18 protein-coding genes are annotated in these 21,741 nt (G+C 67.2%); 12 read left to right on the forward strand and 6 right to left on the reverse strand.

Features of this window, described 5'->3' with window-relative positions:
* Positions 1–123: 123 nt before the first annotated feature.
* Positions 124–1,254 (reverse strand): AI-2E family transporter, encoded by a 1,131-nt coding sequence (locus IPP91_13070; GenBank protein MBL0142998.1) that lies wholly within the window; start codon positions 1,252–1,254, stop codon positions 124–126.
* Positions 1,255–1,467: 213 nt separating this feature from the next.
* Here IPP91_13070 and IPP91_13075 point away from each other — a divergent pair, with 213 nt between their 5' ends.
* Positions 1,468–2,274 carry a glycine zipper 2TM domain-containing protein gene (locus IPP91_13075; protein ID MBL0142999.1) on the forward strand — a complete coding sequence of 269 codons (807 nt, stop codon included), beginning with the start codon at positions 1,468–1,470 and terminating at the stop codon, positions 2,272–2,274.
* Positions 2,275–2,356: 82 nt separating this feature from the next.
* Here IPP91_13075 and IPP91_13080 read toward each other — a convergent pair whose 3' ends face one another.
* Both IPP91_13080 and IPP91_13085 read right to left on the reverse strand, forming a co-directional pair.
* On the reverse strand, positions 2,357–3,532 hold the full coding sequence (locus tag IPP91_13080; protein ID MBL0143000.1) for a hypothetical protein: 1,176 nt from the start codon (positions 3,530–3,532) through the stop codon (positions 2,357–2,359).
* Positions 3,533–3,699: 167 nt separating this feature from the next.
* The gene (locus IPP91_13085; protein MBL0143001.1) at positions 3,700–4,023 is read right to left on the reverse strand and encodes a hypothetical protein; all 324 of its coding nucleotides are present in this window, start codon (positions 4,021–4,023) and stop codon (positions 3,700–3,702) included.
* Positions 4,024–4,443: 420 nt separating this feature from the next.
* On the opposite strand from IPP91_13085, the gene IPP91_13090 reads away from it, so the two are divergent.
* Positions 4,444–5,163: a Crp/Fnr family transcriptional regulator gene (locus tag IPP91_13090; protein MBL0143002.1), complete on the forward strand. Its 720-nt coding sequence runs from the start codon at positions 4,444–4,446 to the stop codon at positions 5,161–5,163.
* 40 nt (positions 5,164–5,203) lie between these two features.
* Here IPP91_13090 and IPP91_13095 read toward each other — a convergent pair whose 3' ends face one another.
* Positions 5,204–5,986, reverse strand: a complete 783-nt coding sequence (locus tag IPP91_13095) for a hypothetical protein (GenBank protein ID MBL0143003.1) — start codon at positions 5,984–5,986, stop codon at positions 5,204–5,206.
* A 254-nt stretch (positions 5,987–6,240) separates the two neighbouring features.
* On the opposite strand from IPP91_13095, the gene IPP91_13100 reads away from it, so the two are divergent.
* Together IPP91_13100 and IPP91_13105 are read left to right on the forward strand one after the other, a co-directional pair.
* Entirely contained in the window at positions 6,241–6,627 is a 387-nt protein-coding gene (locus IPP91_13100; protein ID MBL0143004.1) for a DUF4398 domain-containing protein, read from the forward strand.
* A 21-nt stretch (positions 6,628–6,648) separates the two neighbouring features.
* Positions 6,649–7,680, forward strand: coding sequence for a DUF4398 and OmpA-like domain-containing protein (locus IPP91_13105; protein ID MBL0143005.1), 1,032 nt, complete (start codon positions 6,649–6,651; stop codon positions 7,678–7,680).
* Between the two features lie 67 nt (positions 7,681–7,747).
* Here IPP91_13105 and IPP91_13110 read toward each other — a convergent pair whose 3' ends face one another.
* Complete coding sequence (locus IPP91_13110; GenBank protein ID MBL0143006.1) at positions 7,748–8,449, reverse strand: VIT family protein; 702 nt, start codon at positions 8,447–8,449, stop codon at positions 7,748–7,750.
* A 295-nt stretch (positions 8,450–8,744) separates the two neighbouring features.
* On the opposite strand from IPP91_13110, the gene IPP91_13115 reads away from it, so the two are divergent.
* From IPP91_13115 to IPP91_13145, 7 genes are all read left to right on the forward strand, one after another.
* A complete protein-coding gene (locus IPP91_13115) occupies positions 8,745–9,062 on the forward strand; it encodes a BON domain-containing protein (GenBank protein MBL0143007.1) in 318 nt (105 codons plus the stop codon).
* Positions 9,063–9,204: 142 nt separating this feature from the next.
* Entirely contained in the window at positions 9,205–9,819 is a 615-nt protein-coding gene (locus tag IPP91_13120; protein MBL0143008.1) for a hypothetical protein, read from the forward strand.
* Between the two features lie 147 nt (positions 9,820–9,966).
* The gene (locus IPP91_13125; GenBank protein ID MBL0143009.1) at positions 9,967–10,188 is read left to right on the forward strand and encodes a DUF883 family protein; all 222 of its coding nucleotides are present in this window, start codon (positions 9,967–9,969) and stop codon (positions 10,186–10,188) included.
* A 12-nt stretch (positions 10,189–10,200) separates the two neighbouring features.
* Positions 10,201–10,347, forward strand: a complete 147-nt coding sequence (locus tag IPP91_13130; protein MBL0143010.1) for a lmo0937 family membrane protein — start codon at positions 10,201–10,203, stop codon at positions 10,345–10,347.
* Positions 10,348–10,529: 182 nt separating this feature from the next.
* On the forward strand, positions 10,530–19,118 hold the full coding sequence (locus IPP91_13135) for a cyclic beta 1-2 glucan synthetase (protein ID MBL0143011.1): 8,589 nt from the start codon (positions 10,530–10,532) through the stop codon (positions 19,116–19,118).
* A gap of 67 nt (positions 19,119–19,185) precedes the next feature.
* Positions 19,186–19,689: an exosortase H gene (xrtH, locus tag IPP91_13140; protein MBL0143012.1), complete on the forward strand. Its 504-nt coding sequence runs from the start codon at positions 19,186–19,188 to the stop codon at positions 19,687–19,689.
* Complete coding sequence (locus tag IPP91_13145; GenBank protein ID MBL0143013.1) at positions 19,679–20,278, forward strand: hypothetical protein; 600 nt, start codon at positions 19,679–19,681, stop codon at positions 20,276–20,278. The genes xrtH and IPP91_13145 overlap by 11 nt, the downstream gene beginning before the upstream one ends.
* Before the next feature lie 79 nt (positions 20,279–20,357).
* Here the strand turns inward: IPP91_13145 and IPP91_13150 are convergent, their stop codons facing one another.
* Entirely contained in the window at positions 20,358–21,212 is an 855-nt protein-coding gene (locus IPP91_13150) for a DUF3494 domain-containing protein (protein ID MBL0143014.1), read from the reverse strand.
* A 334-nt stretch (positions 21,213–21,546) separates the two neighbouring features.
* Here IPP91_13150 and IPP91_13155 point away from each other — a divergent pair, with 334 nt between their 5' ends.
* The gene (locus IPP91_13155; GenBank protein ID MBL0143015.1) at positions 21,547–21,702 is read left to right on the forward strand and encodes a DUF3096 domain-containing protein; all 156 of its coding nucleotides are present in this window, start codon (positions 21,547–21,549) and stop codon (positions 21,700–21,702) included.
* The last annotated feature ends 39 nt before the right edge of the window (positions 21,703–21,741 follow it).

The following is a 21,741-nucleotide window of genomic DNA, read 5'->3' on the forward strand; positions in this document are numbered from 1 at the left end:
GCCAAGCTCAGGGCAGCCTCCAGCGACAGGCAGGGACTCGAGTTTCCCCGGGTCAGCGCGACCATAGCGTACTCCCCGGCGGAGGTCGGTGCGCCAGGACACATAAGGCCCAGGCGCTGCGAGCTACCGTCCAAGCAGCTCTCCCGCGGGCTTGAGCGATTCGACCCGGTCGCAGATCACCTTGGCGATGGCGATTAGCGGCCCGCCGAGAAGGAGGCCCGCCATACCCCACAGCCATCCAAAGAACAGCAGCGCAATGAACAGCACCGCGGAGTTGACGCGCGCGAAGCGGCCCTGCAGCCAGGTCTGGAACACCAGGCCGATGAGGCCGGCGATCAGCATGGCGGCGCCCGCCACGGCCACGGCATGCAGCAGGTTTCCGAACTGCAGGAAGCCTGCGATGCCAGCGGCAAGCGCCAGCAGCACCGGGCCCAGGTAGGGGACGAAATGCAGCACGCCGGCAGCAACACCCCATACGCCCGCGTTCTCCATGCCCATCGCCCGGAACGCGAGCCAGGTCGCGATGCCGATCAGGGCGTTCGAGACGAGGATCGAAAGCAGGTAGCGCTGCACCTGGCTGTCGATCTCCTCGAGAATCCGCACCGTGTCCTTCTTGCGGGCGGGGGAGGGGCCGACGAACTGGACGAGCTTGCGCCGGAAGTGCTCGCCCGAGGCGAGCAGGAAATAGGCAAGCAGGAGCACGATCGGCGTCTGGCCCGCGACCGCGAACAGCAGCGCAGACTGAGCGACGGCGTAGTCGCGCAGCCAGGCGGTGGGCTCGGTCGCCCTCGCGGTGATCACGCGCGCCCCCGGCTTGGCGCCAGCATCGGCGGCGACGCCCTGGAGCTCGTTGGCCACCTCCTGCATGTTCTGCAGTGCGGTCGGTCCGCTGGTGCGCGCCGCGCTCAGGCTGTGACGCACCTTGCGGGCGGCTTCGGGAAGCTTCTCGATCATCGCGGTCACGTCGTCGCTCACGGAGACCACGACCCACGACACTCCGCCGACCAGCGCGGCCAGGACGATGGCCGCGCCGATGGCGCGCGGAACGTGCAGCGCCTGCAACTGATCGATCACCGGGCGCAGGGCGTAGCTGGCCAGGATGCCGATCAGCAACGGGACGAAGAAGGTGCGCGCAAGATAGAGCGTGGCCACGAGGGCGATGACTGCCAGGATGCCCACGGCCGTTCCCGTCGATTGCGCCGGAGCGCCAGCGGCGGCGACCGTGACTGCTTCAACCGTATCGCCTTTCATCATTCCCGCCCGGTGTGCGTCGTCAATCTGCGCAGGATACGCAGCGAGGGGCCCGCGCTCGGTGCGCTGGCGTACTTACCTAATGTGCGCAATCAAACAGACGGGTCCCTCGGGGCGGCGCAGCATGGGGCCAGGGTCCGCTGCCGGGATCCGATTCCAGAAGGCGAGCGCATGGCGCGCATCCGGAACCGGCGGCGATTTCACACGGAGGCACGAATGAACGCAAAACTTAAAGTCGCATTGGCCATATCCACGCTCTTCATGGCCACGCAGGCGGTGGCCCAGATCACGTTCTACGAGGGCGAAGGTTTCCGCGGGCGCGTGTTCGCCACGAACAAGAAGGTTCCGAATCTCGACAAGATCGGGTTCAACGACCGCGCTTCGTCGGTGGTCGTGGAGCGCGGCAGCTGGGAAGTTTGCCAGGACGCGAAGTTCGCGGGCCGTTGCGTCATCCTGCGCAAGGGCAGCTACGATTCGCTGAGCCAGCTGGGAATGAACGACCGGATCTCGTCGGTGCGGCCGGCGGACGACCGCAGGCGCTATGAGAACGAGGTGCCCGCGCCCCTGACCGCGCCCAACTATGAGTACCGGCGCCGCCCGAGCGAGAAGGTGTACGACGTTCCCGTCACTTCGGTCCGCGCCGTGATGGGGCCGCCCGAGCAGCGTTGCTGGGTCGAGCGCCAGCAGGTCAGCGAACCGGGCCGCGGGGATCCGAACGTGGGCGGCGCGATCGTGGGCGCGATCCTCGGCGGCGTTCTCGGCCACCAGGTCGGCAGCGGACGCGGGAACACCCTCGCGACCGCGGGCGGCGCGGTCGCCGGTGGGGTGGTCGGTGCCAATGTGGGGCGCAGCAGCGGCGGCACGACGGAACACGACGTGCAGCGCTGCGAGAACGTGGCGAGCGACGCGCCGGCATACTGGGACGTCACCTACGATTTCAAGGGCGTCCAGCACCGGGTGCAAATGAGCGCTGCTCCGGGCCGCACCATCGCGGTGAACCGGAACGGCGAACCGCGGCAGTAGGGTCTTCCTGGCAGGAAATGAAAAGCGGCCCTTCGGGGCCGCTTTTCCATGTGTCCGGGGCATTGCCCTCTCGTTCAGGCGCTCATCGCGGCGAACAGAACTGTACGCCCTCGTCGATCCAGTCCGACATCGTCGGGCGCAGCGCGGAATTGAGCATGAACCGATGGTTCGAGTCGCCCTGGGCCGCGCGATCGTTGTAGACGCGGAACACCGGGACCGCATCGGCGGTACACGCCCCGTTCTGCGGCATGAGTGCCCAGAAGAAGATGCCTTCGAACCCCCATCCGAGGAAAGATTTGCCGGCGGCTGCAGCGTCGGCGCGCTGTGATTGCTCGACGTCCTTCAGGTATTGGCATTCGCCCTCGTTGCCCGTGTAGAAGTGCGAATTCGGCCCGTAGGCATAGAAGCGGCAGACGGGATGGGCGCTCGCGGGCGCGTCGGCCTGCCTCATCCACGCCTTGAACTTCTGACCGGTACGCTGCCAGCCGCCCTGTCCGCCCGCATCGAGCTGCTTCACGGAGTCGGGATCGCCGGCCATGAAGTAATGGCCGAGCTGGTCCTGGTAGTACTCGATCATCGGCGTCTGGGTTCCGATGGTGAAGTCGAGCGCGAAGGCTTGCGTCGGCGCGCCGCCGGAGAGCGGGCGTCCATAGGCCTCCACGCGGTAGGCGCCGGGCGCCAGCCCCTCGATGCCCACCCCGGCATACGAAACGGGGCTGGCCGTGGCGGCCGATGCGTAGTCGAAGTCAACGCGGATCACGTTGCCGGTGACCGCGGCGCGCAGCGTGGCCGAATCGAAATTGGCCGGGCTGTGCACGAGCACGCTTGCGGCCTCCCACGCCCCCGGGGCGAAGGGCACGAGAAACACACCCCACGCCGGGGGCGGCGTCACGGCGAATGTTGTCCGCACTATCTGCGGTGCAGTGCCCGGCAGGTCGATGTCGAAGAGCCGTGCCTGGACCGTATAGCTGCCCGGCACGAGTTGACCGATGGGCACGCCCATGTAGCCGAACGTGGGGTCCATCGGGCCGAAGTTTTCGGTCACGTAGTCGAAATCGACCACGATGTTCTTGCCCGAGCGCACGAAGCGGTTCGCGGGCAGGTATTGCGGCACCTCGGTGGTGCCGAGGTAGAGCCGAACCTCCTGTCCGTAGGCCGGCGCCACCGGCAACGGAGCGACGGTGACGGCGTTTGCCCCGAACGAGACGAAAACCGCGGCGATCGCGGCCGCGATTGCGGTGCGCGGTGCGCGGCTCACGGGACGAACCTGTGGGGCATGGGGCGGGTCTGGGTCATGGCGCTGGTACCTTCATGGGATGTCAGTCCGGGAAAGCGCCCGGAGCGAAGCGTCTAGGGAGGAAGAGTAGGGAGCGGGGCGCGAATCGTCTGTCTGGCAGCGTACGGACGGCCCGGCGCCGGTCCCGCTCAGGTCGTCGCGAGGCAGGAGTCTTTCTGCTTCGCCATCTGCCCGCGCTTCATCGACAGGTACTGGCCCTGCTCCATGTCGTGCAACTGCAGCGGGTAGCGCTCCGCCGCCGCGAACCAGTCGCGCAGGCGCCTCTCGGGCTGGTCGGCCGCGGGCAGCGAATACGCGCCGAGGTAGGCCTCGATCGCGAGGTAGTAGCGCATCGTGTTCCTCTCGACCACGCCGCGGATGTCGCCCAGGTAGACCGGGGTGCCGTCGGGCTTGCGCTCGACGATGCTGAAGCCGACCTTGTCGCGGCCGAGTGTGGCGAGATAGGTGCGCATGGCGATCCGCGCCACGACGCCGTACGAAAAGGCGGCTCCGAGGGGCTCGGTCGAACATGCGGCCGACGACAACGTTCAGGATGCTTCCGGCGCCGGCACGGCGCGCGCGGCAGCTCTTGACGTTGAGATGCATGATGAGGATTTCGCACCAGTGGGTGGTTCCCTGCAGCGCCTGGCCGACGACGCTGAAGGGGTGCGCCACGACCGCGAAGGCGTCGCCCTTCATGCCGGTCGTATCGCGAGCAGCGAACCGGTAACCGTGACCGCGGCCACGACGAAAAACAGAACTGCATCCATGGGCGTTCTCCTGCAAGCAGGGTGTGCGCGATGCGGAACGCGGGCCTGTACGCTCACGCACTCATCGATGCCCCCGTGTTTGCCGCCGTGTAAAATCAAGCTTGGGACTGCATTGGGAAATGCATGGTGGCTGCCGCCAATATTCAGCGTAATCAATTGCTTGCGTCCATTCCCGAGGTCGAGTTGGCGCGCTGGCTTCCGCACCTGGACCTCGTGGACATGCCGCTCGGCAAGGTGCTCAACGAGTCCGGCCACACCCTGACCCATGTGTATTTTCCGACGACGTCGATCGTCTCGCTGCTGTACGTCATGGAAGACGGCGCGTCGGCCGAGATCGCGGTTGTCGGGAACGAGGGAATCGTCGGGATCTCGCTCTTCATGGGGGGAGAGTCGACGCTCAGCCGCGCGGTGGTGCAAAGCGCGGGGCAGGGGCTTCGCCTCAAGGCCAGCCTGCTGATGCAGGAGTTCAACCGGGCCGGCCCGGTGCTGCACCTGCTGCTGCGCTATACGCAGGCCCTCATCACCCAGATGGCGCAGACGGCGGTGTGCAATCGCCACCATTCGCTGGACCAGCAGCTGTGCCGCTGGCTCCTGTTGAGCCTGGACCGCCTGAAGTCCAACGAACTGGTGATGACGCAGGACCTCATCGCCAACATGCTGGGCGTGCGCCGCGAGGGCGTGACCGAGGCGGCCGGCCACCTGCAGTCGGCCGGGCTGATCAAGTACCGCCGCGGCCACATCACGGTGCTCGACCGCGCCGGGCTCGAGCGGCGCACCTGCGAGTGCTATGCCGTGGTCAGGAAGGAATACGAGCGCCTGCTTCCGGATTCGACCGCGACCTAGGCGGCTGCGTTACCGGAGAGAAGGAATCTCCCGCGCGAAGTCACTTGCGATCCTGGCCGTGTTCTTCGCTTTTGTTGTCGTGGCCCTTGCCCTGCGAGTTGGACTGGGGAGGCTGCATTTGATGCGGCTGCTGCTGCCGCTGCTGGCCCGGCTGGGAGTGCTGCTGGTAGGTTGGCGTCTGTTGCGGGGCCGGCGCGTGCTGCTGCGGCTGGGCGCGCGATCCGCCCGGGCCACCCTGCTGATGGTAATGCTGCTGCGCCACGGACTCGCGCGGCTGGTACCGGTAGTTCCCGGATCGTATCGATTGCTGCTGCTCCGCCGCGCGCGGATAGCGTTCGCCCGAATACTGCCTCTGGTACGACGGAAGCGGAGCGGCGGACGGGGAGGAGCGGTGGTCCCATCGATCCCACCCGCTTCGGCGCGCTTCCCAGTCGCGGCCCCAATGATCGCCCCAGCGCGGCGGCGCGTCGGCACGCCAGCCGCGGAAATACGCAGGCGGCTGCCGGTAGTAGCGCACCGGGACGCGCAGCACGTAGAGCGGCACGTACTCGGGGCCCACCCGGTACCACGGACCGTTGTACCAGCTGCTTGAATACCAGTTGTCGGTGCGGAAGACCCAGTACAGGCCGTCGTAGAAGAAATAGTTCGAGCTCGCCTGGGGAGCGTAATAGACCGGATAGCCCGGAATCCGGACGAGCTGCGGATACGTCGGGATGTTGATGCCGATGCTGATGCCGGGACCCTGGAAGCCGAAACTGACTTCGGCGCGGGCCGGCATGGCCTGGGCGACGAGCAGCGACAACGCGATGATCAAGTAGCGCATTTCCGTCCTCCTTCTGGTTCGATGACCACCGCATTGGGACGGCCACGCGGCTGATGATAATCCCCGCGCCGGAGGCGGTCTGTGTGGCGGCCCACATTGCCGCGTTCCGTGGCGACGGGTACCCGCCGCGTGTGCGTTGGCAGACAGACGCAAGCCGATCGCGTGCGCAGACTGCACTTGCCTCGACATCGAGGCCGCGCCGCCCCCGCACGCCGGGGCCCGAACACTCCACCTGAGGAATGCCCATGAATACCATGCCGTCGAACTCCAACCGGGCCGCCATGCTGGCCTTGGCGCTCGCCACGTCGTTCGCCGTCGTGGCGGGAGGCTGCGCAAGCGCGCCAGCGCCTCGCGAACAGATGGCGGTGGCGGAAGCCGCCGTCCAGCACGCCAACACCAGCAGCACGAGCAAAGACGCCGCCGCCGAGCTTCAGGTCGCGACGGACAAGCTGGCCAGCGCCCGGCAGGCGGTGGCCAACAAGGACTATGAGCGCGCCAGCCAGCTCGCCGAGCAGGCCGAGGTCGATGCGCAGGTTGCCGAGCTGCACGCGCAATCGGAGCGCTCGCGCAAGGCCGCGCACGAATCCCAGGAAGCCGCGCGCGCCCTGCGCGAGGAAATCAATCGCAATTCCGTTCGTTGAGCGGATAAAGGAGCCCAAAGCATGAAGACCCGGATTTTCGTCCTCGCCACGCTCACTGCCGCCGTCGCGGCCTGCAGTTCCATCCCGGAGCGCAACACGGCTCTCGACCAGGCCCGCGGCCGCTACCATTCGGCCCAGGGCGACCCGCAGGTCACCACGCTGGCGCCCGATGAGTTGAGGCGTGCCGGCGAATCGCTTCGCGTGGCCGAGAAGGCCTGGGCCGACGATGGCACGACGGCCACCGTGAATCACCTTGCCTACATGACCAGCCAGCGCGTGACGATTGCGCAGGAGACCGCTTCGAGCCGGGCCTCGCAGGCCGTCACCGCAGGCGCCGCCGCCGATCGCGACAACATGCGGCTCGCCGTTCGCACCTACGAGGCCGATTCGGCCAAGCGGCAGCTCGTCGTGTCCCAGGAAAACAACGCGCGCACGATCACTGCGCTGGCCGAGGCCGATGCGGCAGCCGAGCGCGACAGGATGCGGCTCGCCGCGCGCACCAACGAGGCGGACGTGGCGCAACAGCAGCTCGCGCTGTCCCGGCAGAGCAATGCGCAGAAGTCCGCGGCACTGGCCGAGGCCGATGCCGCCGCCTTGCGCGGGCAGGCCAGGATCGAACGCCGCGACGCGCGAGTGAGCGACCTCGAGATGCAGCTCAAGGACCTCAATGCGAGGAAGACCGAGCGCGGCATGGTGGTGACCCTGGGCGACGTGCTGTTCGACAGCGGCCAGGCGCGACTCCTGCCCGAAGGCGCGCGCAACATGGTCAAGCTGGCGGAAGTCTTCAAGCGCGATTCGCACCGCAAGGCCTCGATCGAGGGATACACCGACAGCACCGGCGCCGCGAGCGCCAACTACGACCTGTCGGGGCGCCGCGCCAATGCGGTAATGGCGGAGCTGGTGAACCTTGGCGTGCCGGCGGATCGCCTGAGCATGCAGGCCCATGGCTCGGACAACCCGGCAGCCAGCAACGCGACCGCGGCAGGACGGCAGATGAACCGCCGGGTGGAGATCGTGTTCGCCCCGCAGGGCGAAGACATCTCGATGCGGTAGCGGCGGGGCGGGCCCTCGTGTGGTGACGATTCCCGGTTCGCTGAATCGACCGGGCTGCGTCGCTGCCTCAGGCGGGGGCCCCGAACATCGCGCCCACGCCGGCGGTGATCGCCATCGCGAGGGCACCCCAGAAAGTGACCCGCCACGCGCCCGTGAGAACGTCCGCGCCGCCGACGCGTGCCGCAATGGCGCCCAGCAAGGCCAGGAAGGCGAGCGAGGTTCCGGAAACCCAGGCAATCAGGCCCTGCGCCGGCGCCAGGGCCGTCACGGCCAGCGGCAGCACGGCGCCCACTGCGAAGCTCGCGGCCGAGGCCAGGGCGGCCTGGAGAGGCTTCGCGCTCAGGGCCTCGGAGATGCCGAGCTCATCGCGCGCGTGGGCCCCGAGCGCGTCGTGCGCCATCAATTGCCCGGAAACCTGGTTCGCCAGATCCGGCTCCAGCCCCCGGGCGACATAGATGGCCGCCAACTCGCGATGCTCCGCCGCGGGGTCGGTCTCGATCTCGATGCGCTCTCGCGCCAGGTCGGCCTTCTCCGTATCAGCCTGCGAATGGACGGAGACATACTCGCCCGCGGCCATCGACATCGCTCCGGCCACCAGCCCCGCGACGCCGACCACGAGGATGCTCCCCTGGCTCGAGCCGGCCGCCGCGACGCCGACCACGAGACTGGCCGTCGAGACGATTCCGTCGTTGGCGCCGAGCACGGTGGCGCGCAGCCAGCCGATGCGATCGGTGCGGTGACGTTCGGCATGCCGGCGCGACGACTTCATGGGCCCTTGTCCCTTCGGGCCGATCCGAGGCTCGGCCGCGCAATCCCGTTGCCGAAAGTTTACCTGCGCTGCGGCTCGCCGTCGCTGCCGAACACGCGGTCCCGGAACGCGTCGGTCACGCGCTCGCGGAATGGAACCGGAATCGTGTGTGTTCCAGCGCACCGACAGGTGCCGTTCGCTCCTCCATCCTGAGCCTGTGTCCGCAGAGCATTCCGTGTCGGACACGACGGCTGAGCAGCTTCGACGACCATACCGGATCGCCGGACCGGCCGCCGAAACCTGAGAGGAACAAACCATGAACATCCAATTCTTCCGCCGCACCGCCGCGGCCGCTCTCGTCATCGGCTTTGCGGCCATGGCCGGCTGCGCCTCGACTTCGCGCACCGAAGGCACGGGCGAATACGTCGATGACACCGTCATCACCACCAAGGTCAAGGCCGCGGTGCTCAACGAACCGACCCTCAAGTCGGCCGAGATCAACGTCGAGACCTTCAAGGGCAAGGTGCAGCTCAGCGGTTTCGTCAACTCGCGTGCCGACATCGACAAGGCCGTGGCCGTGGCGCAAGCCGTCGGTGGCGTGAAGTCCGTCTCCAACGACATGAAGCTGAAGTAATGACGCAAGCCATGTCTGCCGTGGACACGGCGGATATGTCCGGCTGCCGGGCCCGCCCGATCCCCGCCGACGTCGATACGCCGTTGCGAAGGTCGGGGGCGGGCGGTCCGCGGAATCGCAAACGCTGTGCAAAGGATCAATCATGAACAAGTTCAATTTCACCGCACTAGCGGCCGCTTTCTGCCTCGCCATGAGCACCGGCGCGATCGGTGCCACCCTGTCGAAGGCGGAGCACAAGTCCGCCAAGGAAGACGTCGAATCCCGCTACAAGTCCGAGGCGGAGGCCTGCAAGGCGATGAGCGGCAACACGAAGGACATCTGCATCGAGGAAGCCAAGGGGCGCGCCAAGATCTCCAAGGCAGAACTCGAGGCGAGCTTCAGCCCCTCCGACAAGCACAGCTACGATGTGCGAGTGGCGAAGGCCGATGCCGCGTATGGGGTAGCCAAGGAAAAGTGCGATGACTTCGCCGGAAACGCGAAGGACGTCTGCCGCAAGGAAGCGAAGAGCGCGCACGTTGCCGCCAAGGCGAACGCGAAGCTCGCCGAAAAGACCGCCGATGCCAATGCCTCCGCGGCCGAGAAGACGAATGATGCCAAGGCGACGGCCCGGGCCAAGACCAATGACGCGGTGAGGGATGCGACGGCCGAGAAGGCCGAGGCCGCCTATGCAGTGGCGAAGCAGAAATGCGACGCGTATGCCGGCGACGCCAAGGCCAACTGCATCAAGGACGCCAAGGTTCGCTACGGGCAGTCCTGAACGACGGAGACGAAAATCATGGAAGCGATGGAAAAGCCGGTGATGGGGGCGGGTGACGTGGGTGGCGCGATAGCGCGCACGGTGGATCGCGCCTCGGGTAGCGCGCACAAGGCGATCGACAGGGCATCGGATGCGGCGCATCCCGCGGTGGAGCACATCGCCGCGGGTGCCCACGGGACGGTGGACAGGCTCGCCGGTGCGGCGACCCAGGCCGTCGATACGCTCGACCGCAGGGGCGGGCAGTTGCGGGGCGCGCAAGCGCAGTTCACCGAGAGCTGCCGCGGCTACGTCCGGGAAAATCCGCTCGCTTCGCTGGGAATCGCCGTCACCGCCGGATTCCTGCTGAGCTGGTTGCTGAAACGACGCTAGAGGGAGATCGTCATGCTTTACACCATTGCCGTAGTGCTGTTGATCCTGTGGGTCCTCGGGCTGGTCACCTCGACCACCATCGGAGGCTTCGTCCACATCCTTCTGGTGATCGCGATCGTGATGATCCTGCTGCGGCTCATCAGCGGCCGCGGCGTGTAGCAGCGCCCCGCGCCTTGACGCTGCAACGCCAGGTGGCGCGGGATTGTCTTTGCGAGGCCGCCTTGGCGTCGGAGCCGGCCTCGGTTGATGTGTAAGGGCGCAAGCCGCCGAAACGCAACGTCTCGCATTCCGGAGGTTCTGCTGTTGCCACCCGGAGGAGAGCCCGACTCGCCATGCCGTTGATGCAATCGAAGCGTGTCCGCTGGGGGGAGTTCTGGCGCGGCACCGGCCTGGCGAAGTCCGCTGGCGAGGCGCCGCTTCGTGCGGAGCTGTTCAGCGCCGACCAGATGGAAGAGCACGGTCGAACGTTGGCGGCGGCGCACAAGCTGAGCCCGCGACGTACCCGCAACCGTCTCCTGGCGCGGTTGGCCGACAACGAAGCCGTCCTGGTCGGCGCCGGCAACCTGCTGAAGTCGGCGCTCGAGACGAACCAGCGCATCGCGCCGGCCGGCGAATGGCTGCTCGACAACTTCTACCTGATCGAGGAGCAGGTCCGCACCGCCAGGCGGCACCTGCCGAAGGCCTACAGTCGGGAGCTGCCGCGCCTGCTGAGCGGCCCGTCCAGCGGGCTGCCCCGCGCGTACGACATCGCGCTGGCGGCCATTTCCCACGGCGACGGACGCGTGGACCCGGAAAGCCTGCGGCGCTTCGTGGCGGCCTACCAGACGGTGACGGCCCTGAAGCTGGGCGAATTGTGGGCGATCCCGATCATGCTTCGCCTGGCGCTGATCGAGAACCTGCGGCGCGTCTCGGCCCGGATCGCGGCCGGCACCACCGAGCGAAACCGCGCCGACGTCTGGGCGGACCAGATGATGGAGGTCGCCGAGCAGGATCCGAAGAGCCTCATTCTCGTGACCGCGGACATGGCGCGTTCCAATCCGCCGATGGTGAGTTCGTTCGTCGCGGAGCTCGCCCGCCGGCTGCAGGGACAAAGCCGTGCGCTGGCGTTGCCGCTCACGTGGATCGAACAGCGGCTGTCCGAGTCCAGCCTGACCATCGAGCAGCTGGTCCAGTCCGAGACCCAGGAGCAGGCCGCGGACCAGGTGTCGATGAGCAACAGCATCGGCAGCCTGCGCTTCCTGGGCGCGGTGGACTGGCGCGAGTTCGTCGAGTCGATGAGCATCGTCGAAAGGCAGCTCCGGGAGGACCCCGTCTACGTCGCGATGGATTTCGCCACCCGCGACCGCTACCGCCACGTGGTGGAAAAGGTGGCGAAAGCGAGCCCCCTCTCCGAGGGCGAGGTGGCGGGGCAGGCGATGCGTCTGGTGCGCGAGGCGTCGACCGGCCTGCCATCGCACGGCGAGGTCGACGCCCGCGCGTCGCATGTCGGGTTCTACCTGATCGACAAGGGATCGCTCCGGCTCGAACACGCGGCGCAGGTGAAGGTGTCCGCCGCCGAGGGCCTGCGCAGGATGGGCCGCCGGCATTCCCTGCTGCTCTATCTGGGCGCGATCGCGCTGTTCACCGGCATCCTTGCGGCAGGCCTCATGGCCATGGCGTACGACGAGGCGGCGCCCGATGCCTTGCTGGCGATGATCGGCATCCTGTCGCTCCTCGCCACCAGCCACCTGGCGGTGGCCCTGGTAAACCGGCTGGCCACGTCGTTCATCGCTCCGCATCCGCTGCCGCGGCTGGATTTTTCCGCAGGCATTCCGCCGCATTGCCGGACCCTGGTCGTGGTCCCGGCCATGCTGACCGGCGCCATGGCCATCGAGGACCTGGTCGAGGCGCTGGAAGTGCGCTTCCTCGCGAACCGGGACGACAACCTGTACTTCGCCCTGCTCACGGACCACAAGGACGCCGGCGAGGAAACGCTGCCGGAAGACGCGCCGCTCGCGCAGCTCGCCCGCACTCGAATCGAGGCGTTGAACCGGAAGTACGGGAAGGGCAGCTTCTTCCTCTTCCATCGCGCGCGACGCTGGAACCCCCAGGAACGCTGCTGGATGGGCTACGAGCGAAAGCGCGGCAAGCTCGCGGAACTGAATGCGTTGCTGCGCGGCGGCTCGAAAGGCCTCTTCGCGCTCGTCGTGGGCGACACCCGCCTCCTGGCGAACGTGAAATATGTGATCACCCTCGACACCGACACCCAGCTTCCCCGCGGCGCGGCGCAGCAGCTCGTGGCGACAATGGCGCACCCGCTGAATCGGCCGCGCTACGACGAAGCCAGGCAGTACGTGGCCGAGGGGTACGGCATCCTCCAGCCGCGCATGGCGGTGAGCCTTCCCGGAACCAGCCGGTCGCGCTATTCGCGCCTCTGCGGGAGCGAGCCCGGCATCGACCCGTATACCCGCACCGTGTCCGATGTCTACCAGGACCTGTTCGGCGAAGGCTCGTTCATCGGCAAGGGGATCTACGACGTCGAGGCCTTCGAGCGCTCTCTCAAGGGACGGTTTCCCGAGAACCAGATCCTCAGCCACGACCTGCTCGAAGGGTGCTATGTACGCTCCGGCCTGCTGAGCGACGTGCAGCTGTACGAGGAGTATCCCGACCGGTACAGCGCGGACGTGAAGCGCCGCCATCGCTGGATCCGGGGGGACTGGCAGATCGCGCAGTGGCTGCTCTCGCGCGTGCCCGGGAGCGGCGATCGCGGATCGCGAGGGCGCGCCAATCCGCTCTCCGGACTTTCGCAGTGGAAGATATTCGACAACCTGCGGCGCAGCGTCGTGCCGGCGGCGCTGACGCTCATGCTGCTCGCCGGCTGGACGATCCTGTCGCCGGCCTGGTTCTGGACCGTGTCCGTGCTTGGAATCATGCTGGCGCCCCCCGCGCTGGCGTCGATCGTCGAACTGCTCTACAAGCCGGCCGATGCACCGCTGGGCCTGCACCTCGCCGCGGCAATGCGATCGGCGGGACGCAACTTCGCCCTGGCGACGTTTGCGCTGGCCTGCCTGCCCCACGAGGCGTTCTTCAGTTTGCACGCGATCGCGCGCACCGCGGTGCGCATGCTGGTGACCCGGACCCGCCTCCTTGAATGGACCGCCTCGAGCGAGTCGGATCAAAGCGGCACGCAGGGCGGCCACGGCGAGTTCGCGGCCACGCTTCGCCTGATGTGGATCGGTCCGGTGATCGCCTGCGCCACGGCAATCCCTCTCGCGGCCTTCAGGCCCGCTGCCCTGGCCGTGGCCGCGCCGATTCTCCTGCTCTGGCTCGCCTCTCCCGCCATCGCCTGGTGGCTCGGACGGCCGCGGGCCCGCCGCGATTCCGCGCTCACGGCGGACGAGACTGCGTTCCTGCGCAGATTCGCCCGCAAGACATGGGCGTTCTTCGACCGCTTCGTCGGCCCCGGCGATCATTGGCTGCCGCCCGACAACTACCAGGAGCAGCCCGCCGCGGTGCTCGCGCATCGCACCTCCCCGACCAACATGGGCTTCGCGTTGCTCGCGAACCTGTCCGCGTACGACTTCGGCTACATCACGGGCGGACGGCTGGTCGAGCGCACGGCGAAAACGCTGGCCACGATGCAGGCGCTGGAGAGGTACCAGGGCCACTTCTACAACTGGTACGACACCCTCTCCCTGAAGCCGCTGCCGCCCCTCTACATTTCGTCGGTCGACAGCGGGAATCTCGCCTGCCATCTGCTCACGCTGCGCCCGGGCCTCGCTGCGCTTTGCGACGCGACGATCCTGGGGGCGCGATGGCTGGAGGGCTTTTGCGACACGCTGGGCCTGCTGGGCGACAATCGGTCCGTGCAGGAGCTGGAGACCGCTCGGCGAACTCCGCCAACGACCCTGCGCACGGCCCGGGCCGTGGTCGAGAAGCTTGCCGCGCGCGCGGCGGAAATCGCAGCAGGCGCCGATGCCATCGCCGGGAGCGATATGCAGGAGTGGTCGCAGGCCCTCGCCCGGCAGTGCGGCGACGTGCTCGGTGAACTCGCATTCCTCTTCCCGGACGCCTCGAGCGAATTTCCGCGGGCAGGCGCCATCCCGACGCTGCGTGAACTTGCCGCACTCGACGGCGAAACCGGCCAGCGCGCGAGGATGCGGATCGGTGAGATCGAGCGGCTGGGATGCCAGGCGGGCGAGCTTGCCGCCATGGAATACGACTTCCTGTTCGACTCCGATCGCAAGCTGTTGTCCATCGGATACAACGTGGCCGAGGACCGGCGCGACTCGAGCTTCTACGATCTCCTGGCTTCCGAAGCACGCGCCGCCAGCTTCGTGGCGATCGCCCAGGGCATGCTGCCCCAGGAAAACTGGTTCGCTCTCGGACGCGTGCTCACCAGCGCGAGCGGGGAGTCCGCGCTCCTGTCTTGGAGCGGCTCGATGTTCGAGTACCTGATGCCGCTGCTGGTGATGCCGGCGTACGAGGACACGCTGCTCGATCAGACCTGCCGCGCGGCGGTCCAGCGGCAGATCGCGTACGGAAACCAGCGCGGCGTGCCGTGGGGCATGTCCGAATCGGGCTACAACGCGGTCGACAGCAGCTTCAATTACCAGTACCGGGCGTTCGGCGTGCCCGGCCTCGGGCTCAAGCGCGGATTGACCGAGGATCTCGTCGTCGCCCCTTACGCCTCGGCGCTCGCGCTCATGGTGGCGCCCGCGCAGGCCTGCGCAAACCTGCAGCGGCTGGCAGGCGCGGGGCTCGAAGGAACATTCGGCTTCTATGAAGCGATCGACTACACGCCATCGCGCCTGCCGCGAGGCCAGTCGAGCGCGGTGGTGCATTCGTACATGGCGCATCACCAGGGCATGATTCTCCTGTCGCTCGACGGCCTGGTCCTGGACCGGCCGATGCAGAAGCGCTTCGCCTCGGAGCCGCTGTTCCAGGCGACGATGCTGCTGCTGCAGGAGCGGATTCCGAAGCCCACGGCGTTCCATTCGAGCACCGCCGGGCAGTTCGACATGCTCGCGCGCTCCAGCGGCCCGGAACTTCCCGTACGCGTGCTCGCGAGCGCCGACACCCCGATTCCCGAGGTCCAGCTGCTGTCGAACGGCAGGTACCACGTCATGGTGACGAACGCGGGCGGCGGTTACAGCCGGTGGAAGGACATGGCGGTCACGCGCTGGCGCGAGGACAGCACCTGCGACAACTGGGGCGCCTTCTGCTACCTGCGCGACGTGGCGAGCGGCGAGTTCTGGTCGAGCGCGCACCAGCCGACCCTCAAGCGCCCGGACAGCTACGAAGCGATCTTCTCGGAGGCGCGCGCCGAGTTTCGCCGCAGCGATCACGATTACGAGACGCACACCGAAATCGTGGTGTCACCCGAGGACGACATCGAGCTGCGCCGGCTGCGCATCACCAACCGGGCTCGCACGCGAAGGACGATTGAGGTCACGAGCTATGCCGAAGTGGTCCTCGCCTCGCCTGCCGCCGACGCGCTGCATCCGGGGTTCAGCAACCTCTTCGTGCAGACCGAGATCCTCGGCGATCGCCAGGCGATCCTCTGCACCCGCCGGCCGCGTTCGGCGACGGAAGAGGCCCCCTGGATGTTTCACCTGATGGCCGTGCACGGGGCGGACGCCGGCAGAATTTCGTACGAGACCGACCGGGCGCGATTCATTGGCCGCGCGCGCACGGTAGCGTCCCCTCAAGCCATGACGGGGCCCGAAGCGCTCTCCGGAAGCCAGGGTTCTGTGCTGGATCCGATCGTGGCGATCCGCCAGGGCATAACGCTCGATCCGGGACAGTCGGCGACGGTCGACATGGTCAGCGGCGTCGGCGAGTCGCGCGACGCGTGCCTGACCCTCGTCGGCAAGTACCACGACCGCAACCTTGCCGATCGCGTCTTCGACCTGGCGTGGACGCACAACTGGGTGACGCTCAGGCAGATCAATGCGAGCGAGTCCGACGCGCAGCTCTACGGCCGGTTGGCGAGTTCCGTCCTCTACGCCAATTCGTCGCTTCGCGGCGAGCCCGGCGTGCTTCAGCGCAACCGCCGCGGCCAGTCCGGGCTCTGGGGCTATGCCATATCCGGCGACCTGCCGATCGTGCTGCTGCAGATCGCGGACGCGGAAAACATCGAGCTGGTGCGCCAGCTGGTGCAGGCCCACGCCTACTGGCGCCTGAAGGGGCTGGCCGTGGACCTGGTGATCTGGAACGAAGACCACGCCGGATACCGCCAGGCGCTCCAGGAACAGATCGTGGGACTGATCGCGGCGGGGATCGAGGCCCACGTGGGGGAGCGGCCGGGCGGCATCTTCGTGAGGCGCGCGGAGCAGATCGCGGACGAAGACCGCATCCTGTTCCAGTCGGTCGCTCGCGCCGTGCTGAGCGACAGGCGGGGAACGCTGGCCGAGCAGATCACGCGCGGCCTGGCCGAGGCGCGCGCACCGCACCTGAACCTGCCGCGCTTCACGCCCGCGCGAGTCGCCCGTGCGGAGCGTGCGGAAGACGCGGAGCCTGCACCGCGCGAGCTGATCCTGTCCAACCCCGTCGGCGGCTTTTCTCCGGACGGCACCGAATACGTCATCACGACTTCGCCCGGACGGGTGACGCCGGCGCCGTGGGTAAACGTGCTGGCCAATCCGCACTTCGGTACGGTCATTTCCGAAAGCGGGCTTGCCTACACGTGGAGCGAGAATGCCCACGAGTTCCGGCTCACGCCCTGGAACAACGACCCGGTCACGGATTCGAGCGGCGAAGCCTTCTACATTCGCGACGAAGAAAGCGGGGAGTTCTGGTCCCCGACGGCGCTGCCCTGCCCGGGAGAGGCGCCTTACGTCACCCGGCACGGCTTCGGTTACAGCATTTTCGAGCACGCCGAGGGCGGAATCCACTCGGAGCTGCGGGTCTACGTGGACCTGGAGACGGCGGTCAAGTTTTCGGCGCTCACGGTATCGAACCGCTCGGGCCGCCCGCGCCGGCTCTCCGCGACGGGTTACGTCGAATGGGTGCTGGGAGACCTGCGGGCGAAAACGGCCATGCACGTGATCACCGAAATCGACTCGGCGAGCGGCGCTCTGTGCGCGCACAACGCCTACAACACCGAGCTGGCCGGGAAGACCGCATATTTCGATGTCGACGACACGACCCGCCGCTTCACGGGCGATCGCACCGAGTTCCTGGGTCGTAACGGGACCCTTGGCGATCCCGCCGCCCTGTCCCGCTCGCAGCTGTCGAACAAGGTGGGCGCGGCCCTGGATCCCTGCGGCGCGATCCAGGTGTCGTTCGAGCTTGCCGACGGGCAGGAACGCGAGATCGTCTTCCGGCTGGGCGTGGCGGAAAGACGGGGCGCGAATGATGCAGGCAGCGTGGCGCGCCGCTTGCGGGGATCGGCCGTGGCGCGAGGCGCATTGGAGAAGGTGCGGCAGTACTGGAAGCGCACGCTCGGCGCGGTTCAGGTGGAAACGCCCGATCCGTCGCTGGACGTTCTGGCGAACGGCTGGCTCCTGTACCAGACCCTCGCGTGCCGGGTGTGGGCCCGCAGCGGCTACTACCAGTCGGGAGGCGCCTTCGGCTTTCGCGACCAGCTCCAGGACGTGATGGCGCTCATGCATGCCGAGCCTCGCCTCGCGCGCGAGCATCTGTTGCGCTGCGCGGCGCACCAGTTCAGCCAGGGCGACGTCCAGCATTGGTGGCATCCGCCGTCGGGACGGGGCGTGCGCACGCATTGCTCGGACGACTACCTCTGGCTAGCCTGGGCGACATGCCGCTACGTGCGGGTCACCGGGGATAGCGCGGTGCTCGATGAACCGGCCCACTTCCTCAAGGGCCGGCCGGTCCCTCCCGAAGCGGACTCCTACTACGACCTGCCCGGCCAGTCCGGCGAGTCGGCCAGCCTCTACCAGCATTGCGTGCGAGCCATCGAGCGGGGTTTCCGCTTCGGCGCGCACGGCCTGCCGCTGATCGGCTCCGGCGACTGGAACGATGGCATGAACACCGTGGGCGCGGCCGGCAAGGGCGAAAGCATCTGGCTGGGCTTCTTCCTCTACCAGGTGCTGGTGCAGTTCGCAAAGGTTGCGCGCGACCATTCAGACCCGAACTTCGCGCAGGTGTGCGAGAAGGAGGCGGCGCTCGTCCGTGCCAACATCGAGAAGCACGGCTGGGACGGCGAGTGGTACCGCCGCGCCTACTTTGATGACGGCTCGCCCCTCGGATCGGCGGCCGGCGCGGAATGCCAGATCGATTCGATCGCGCAGAGCTGGTCGGTGCTTTCCGGTGCCGGCGATGAGGAGCGTTCGCTCAAGGCGATGCTGGCCGTGGACCGGCGCCTCGTCCGCCGGGAGCACGGCCTGGTGCAGTTGCTGGATCCGCCGTTCGACAAGCCGGGATCGAATCCCGGATACATCAAGGGCTACGTCCCGGGAGTGAGGGAGAACGGCGGCCAGTACACCCACGCGGCGATCTGGGCGGCCATGGCGTTCGCCGAACTGGGCGACAGCCGCCGCGCGTGGGAATTATTCAGCATGATCAATCCCGTGAACCATGCCCTGACCGCCGGGACCGTCGCTACCTACAAGGTGGAGCCGTACGTGGTCGCGGCCGACGTCTACGCCGTCACTCCCCACATCGGGCGCGGCGGATGGACCTGGTACACGGGCTCAGCCGGCTGGATGTACAGGCTGATTGCGGAATCGCTTCTGGGATTGAGGCGCGAAGGAAACAAGCTGCGCCTCTTGCCGTGCCTGCCGGCGGAATGGGAAGGATTCAATCTGCGCTACCGGTACGGCGAGACCGTCTACCGTATCGCCGTGCTGAACGCGCGCGGCGCAAGCGCAGGCACGCGAGTGACGGTGGACGGCGTGGAACAACCCGACCCGGTGATTGCGCTCGTCGACGACCGCCAGGAACATTCAGTCGAAGTGGAACTTGACCGCGAATCACCGCCTTGAGCCGAGCGATGTGCGGGCATTCGATGCCGGATTGCGCTCGCCTCGAGTTCGCGTGTAGTGTGATCCGGTGACCCGTTTCGCCATTCTCTTCTTCGTCATCGTGACCGCGCTCTTCGCCGCGGAGCTGACCGTTCCCGCCCAGAGCGCCCTGGTGATTCCCTGGACCGAAGGACTCGCGCGCCTGAGCGCGGGGCTGGCCACGCTCATCGACCCGCAGGTCGTCGCCTACGGCAAGATCCTGCAAAGCACCAGGAACGGCTTCGCGGTCTCCATCGAGGCGGGATGCAACGGGATCGAGGCGGCGCTCATCCTGATCGCGGCCATGCTCGCCTTCCCCGCGCCGTGGAAGCACCGGCTGATCGGGATAGCCGTCGGCCTCGTCGCCATCCAGGCGCTCAACGTCGTGCGTGTCGTGAGCCTCTTCTACCTGGGCCAGTGGAGCATGAGCGCCTTCGAATGGGCGCACCTGTACCTGTGGCAGGCGCTCATCATGCTCGACGTGCTGGTCGTCTGGCTGATCTGGATCCGGACGGTGCCGGAAAGAGCGGGGTCGCCGGTACATGCGGCCTGACGACGCGCTCGGCGGATTTGTCCTCAGGTCGGTGCTCTGGCTGCCGGTCTGCTTTGCGGCGTGGTACTGGAGCGCACCGCTCCTCGCCTTCTTCGTCGGCCCCCTGGCGCGGGCGTTCGTCGACGGATTCCAGTCCGGCCTGGTGACCGTTCTGGAGCAGACGGGAAGGAACCTGGCTTTCGTGACCCGCATCACGGTGACGGCCAGCAATGGAGAGATCGGGTTCCTCGTGCCCGAGGTCGATTCGCTCCTGTACACCTACGGGCTTGCCCTCTTCGCTGCCCTGATGCTGGCTGCGCGCGCAAAGGCCTGGATGCTTCTCGTCGGCGCGGTGGCCCTCCTGCCATTCCAGGCCTGGGGGGTCGCCTTCGATGTCCTGGTGCAGATCGGCGTGAAGGCCGGCCCGGATGTCGCCGGGCAGGCGGGATTGATCGGCTGGAAGCGCGAGGCGATCGCGCTGGGCTACCAGCTCGGCGGGCTCATTTTCCCGACCCTGATTCCGGTCGTGCTATGGGTGGCGTTCAACAGGCCGTTCCTGGAGAACGTGCTGGGCTCTCGAGCGAAAAGCCTTGGCACGGGTACGCCATAGCCCGGCGATTCGACGCCTCGCATGTGACAAGGGGCGCTTTCGCGCCCCTTGTGCGTGCCGCGTTGGAGAACCGGCGACCCTAGGTGTTACGCCTGCGAATCGCCGCGAAACCGGCGGCCGCGAGCAGCATCGCCAGCGCGATCATCGCCCACTCCGACAGCGTGGGAACGCCCGAGGCCCCGCCCGCCGGACCGCCGCCAGCGGGGACGAAAGGTGGCGGCACACCGCCCATGCCGCCGCCAGCGCCGCACGCGGCAAAGGACACGTTGTTGTTATCCAGCGTCACCGCGGCAGTTCGCGCCAAGGCTCGCCCGACCAGGTTGGAGCCGTTGGCCATGGTGATGGCCGATTGCGCAAGGATGTTTCCTTTCATCTGACTGCCTACACCAATCGTTGCGGAGGTGCCGATTCGCCATTGCGCGCCGCAAGCGTTACCGCCATTGATGAAGTTGACGTTGCCCGCGGTCGTGAGCGTGCTTCCTGTCTTGAAGGTCCAGACCGCATTGGGGTTGCCCTGGGCGTCGAGAGTGAGGTTTCCCGTCAATTGAGCTGACGTCGCAAAGCAATAGACGCCGGGAACGAGCGTGAGTCCACCCAGATCGATGCCGGTCAAGTCAGCTGTGCACGCAAGGCCAGTCAAGGTATTGAACGCGGTCGTGAGGTCATTCTGCGCGGCAAGCGACGTCGCATCGGCTGCATGCATCACTCCAGCGATTGCGCACGGAACGGGGATGCCAACGATCGCCGCCCCTGGGCTGGTGCCCACATCTCCCGTGAGGGAGGACGCGCCGACGCAGGTCACCGTCGGGCCGGCCAGGACCGCGAAGGGAACCAGGCTCGCGCCCAGGTATTGCTGGGCGAATGTCGAGGTGGAAACCAGAAGAAGCGTGGCGAAGCCTGTGCCCGCCATGACGAGCAGATTCTTAAGGTGCATTGACAATCTCCATGTTGGCCAAGTCACCTGCGCGGGAAATCCCTTGCCGTATTTGCGATGGCGCCATGGCGGTGTCGTGGATGGCGAAGGTCGGCAATTGTTCGCTCTCCACCGGATGAGGCAATGGACATTTGATCGCCGTTGGCCGGCGCTGTCCGTGCGCTGGCGAACATTTCCATCCGCGGTCGCACCTTGCCTTGGCGCCGCTGTGGCCCCGCTGGATCGCGTCCTCGACGGGCGCTGGCGGAAGCGAAGTTCGCTGGCGCACAGACTGCTTCCTGCAATCGCGCTATAGGTATGCACTCCGGTTGCCCGGATCCCTTCGGAGAATCGCATGAACATGACACTCGCCATCGGCCCCTTGGTTTCCTTGATCGCAGGCATCCTCATCCTGGCCGTGCCGCGGCTTCTGAATTACATCGTCGCCATCTACTTGATCGTCATCGGCGTGCTCGGGCTCTTCGGCGCGGGTGGATTTCACCTCCGGTAGGGGCATGCAAGTCGACAGTCCGACCAGGCAACCCGAGCG

Source organism: Betaproteobacteria bacterium, assembly GCA_016720855.1.
Lineage (GTDB): Bacteria > Pseudomonadota > Gammaproteobacteria > Burkholderiales > Usitatibacteraceae > FEB-7.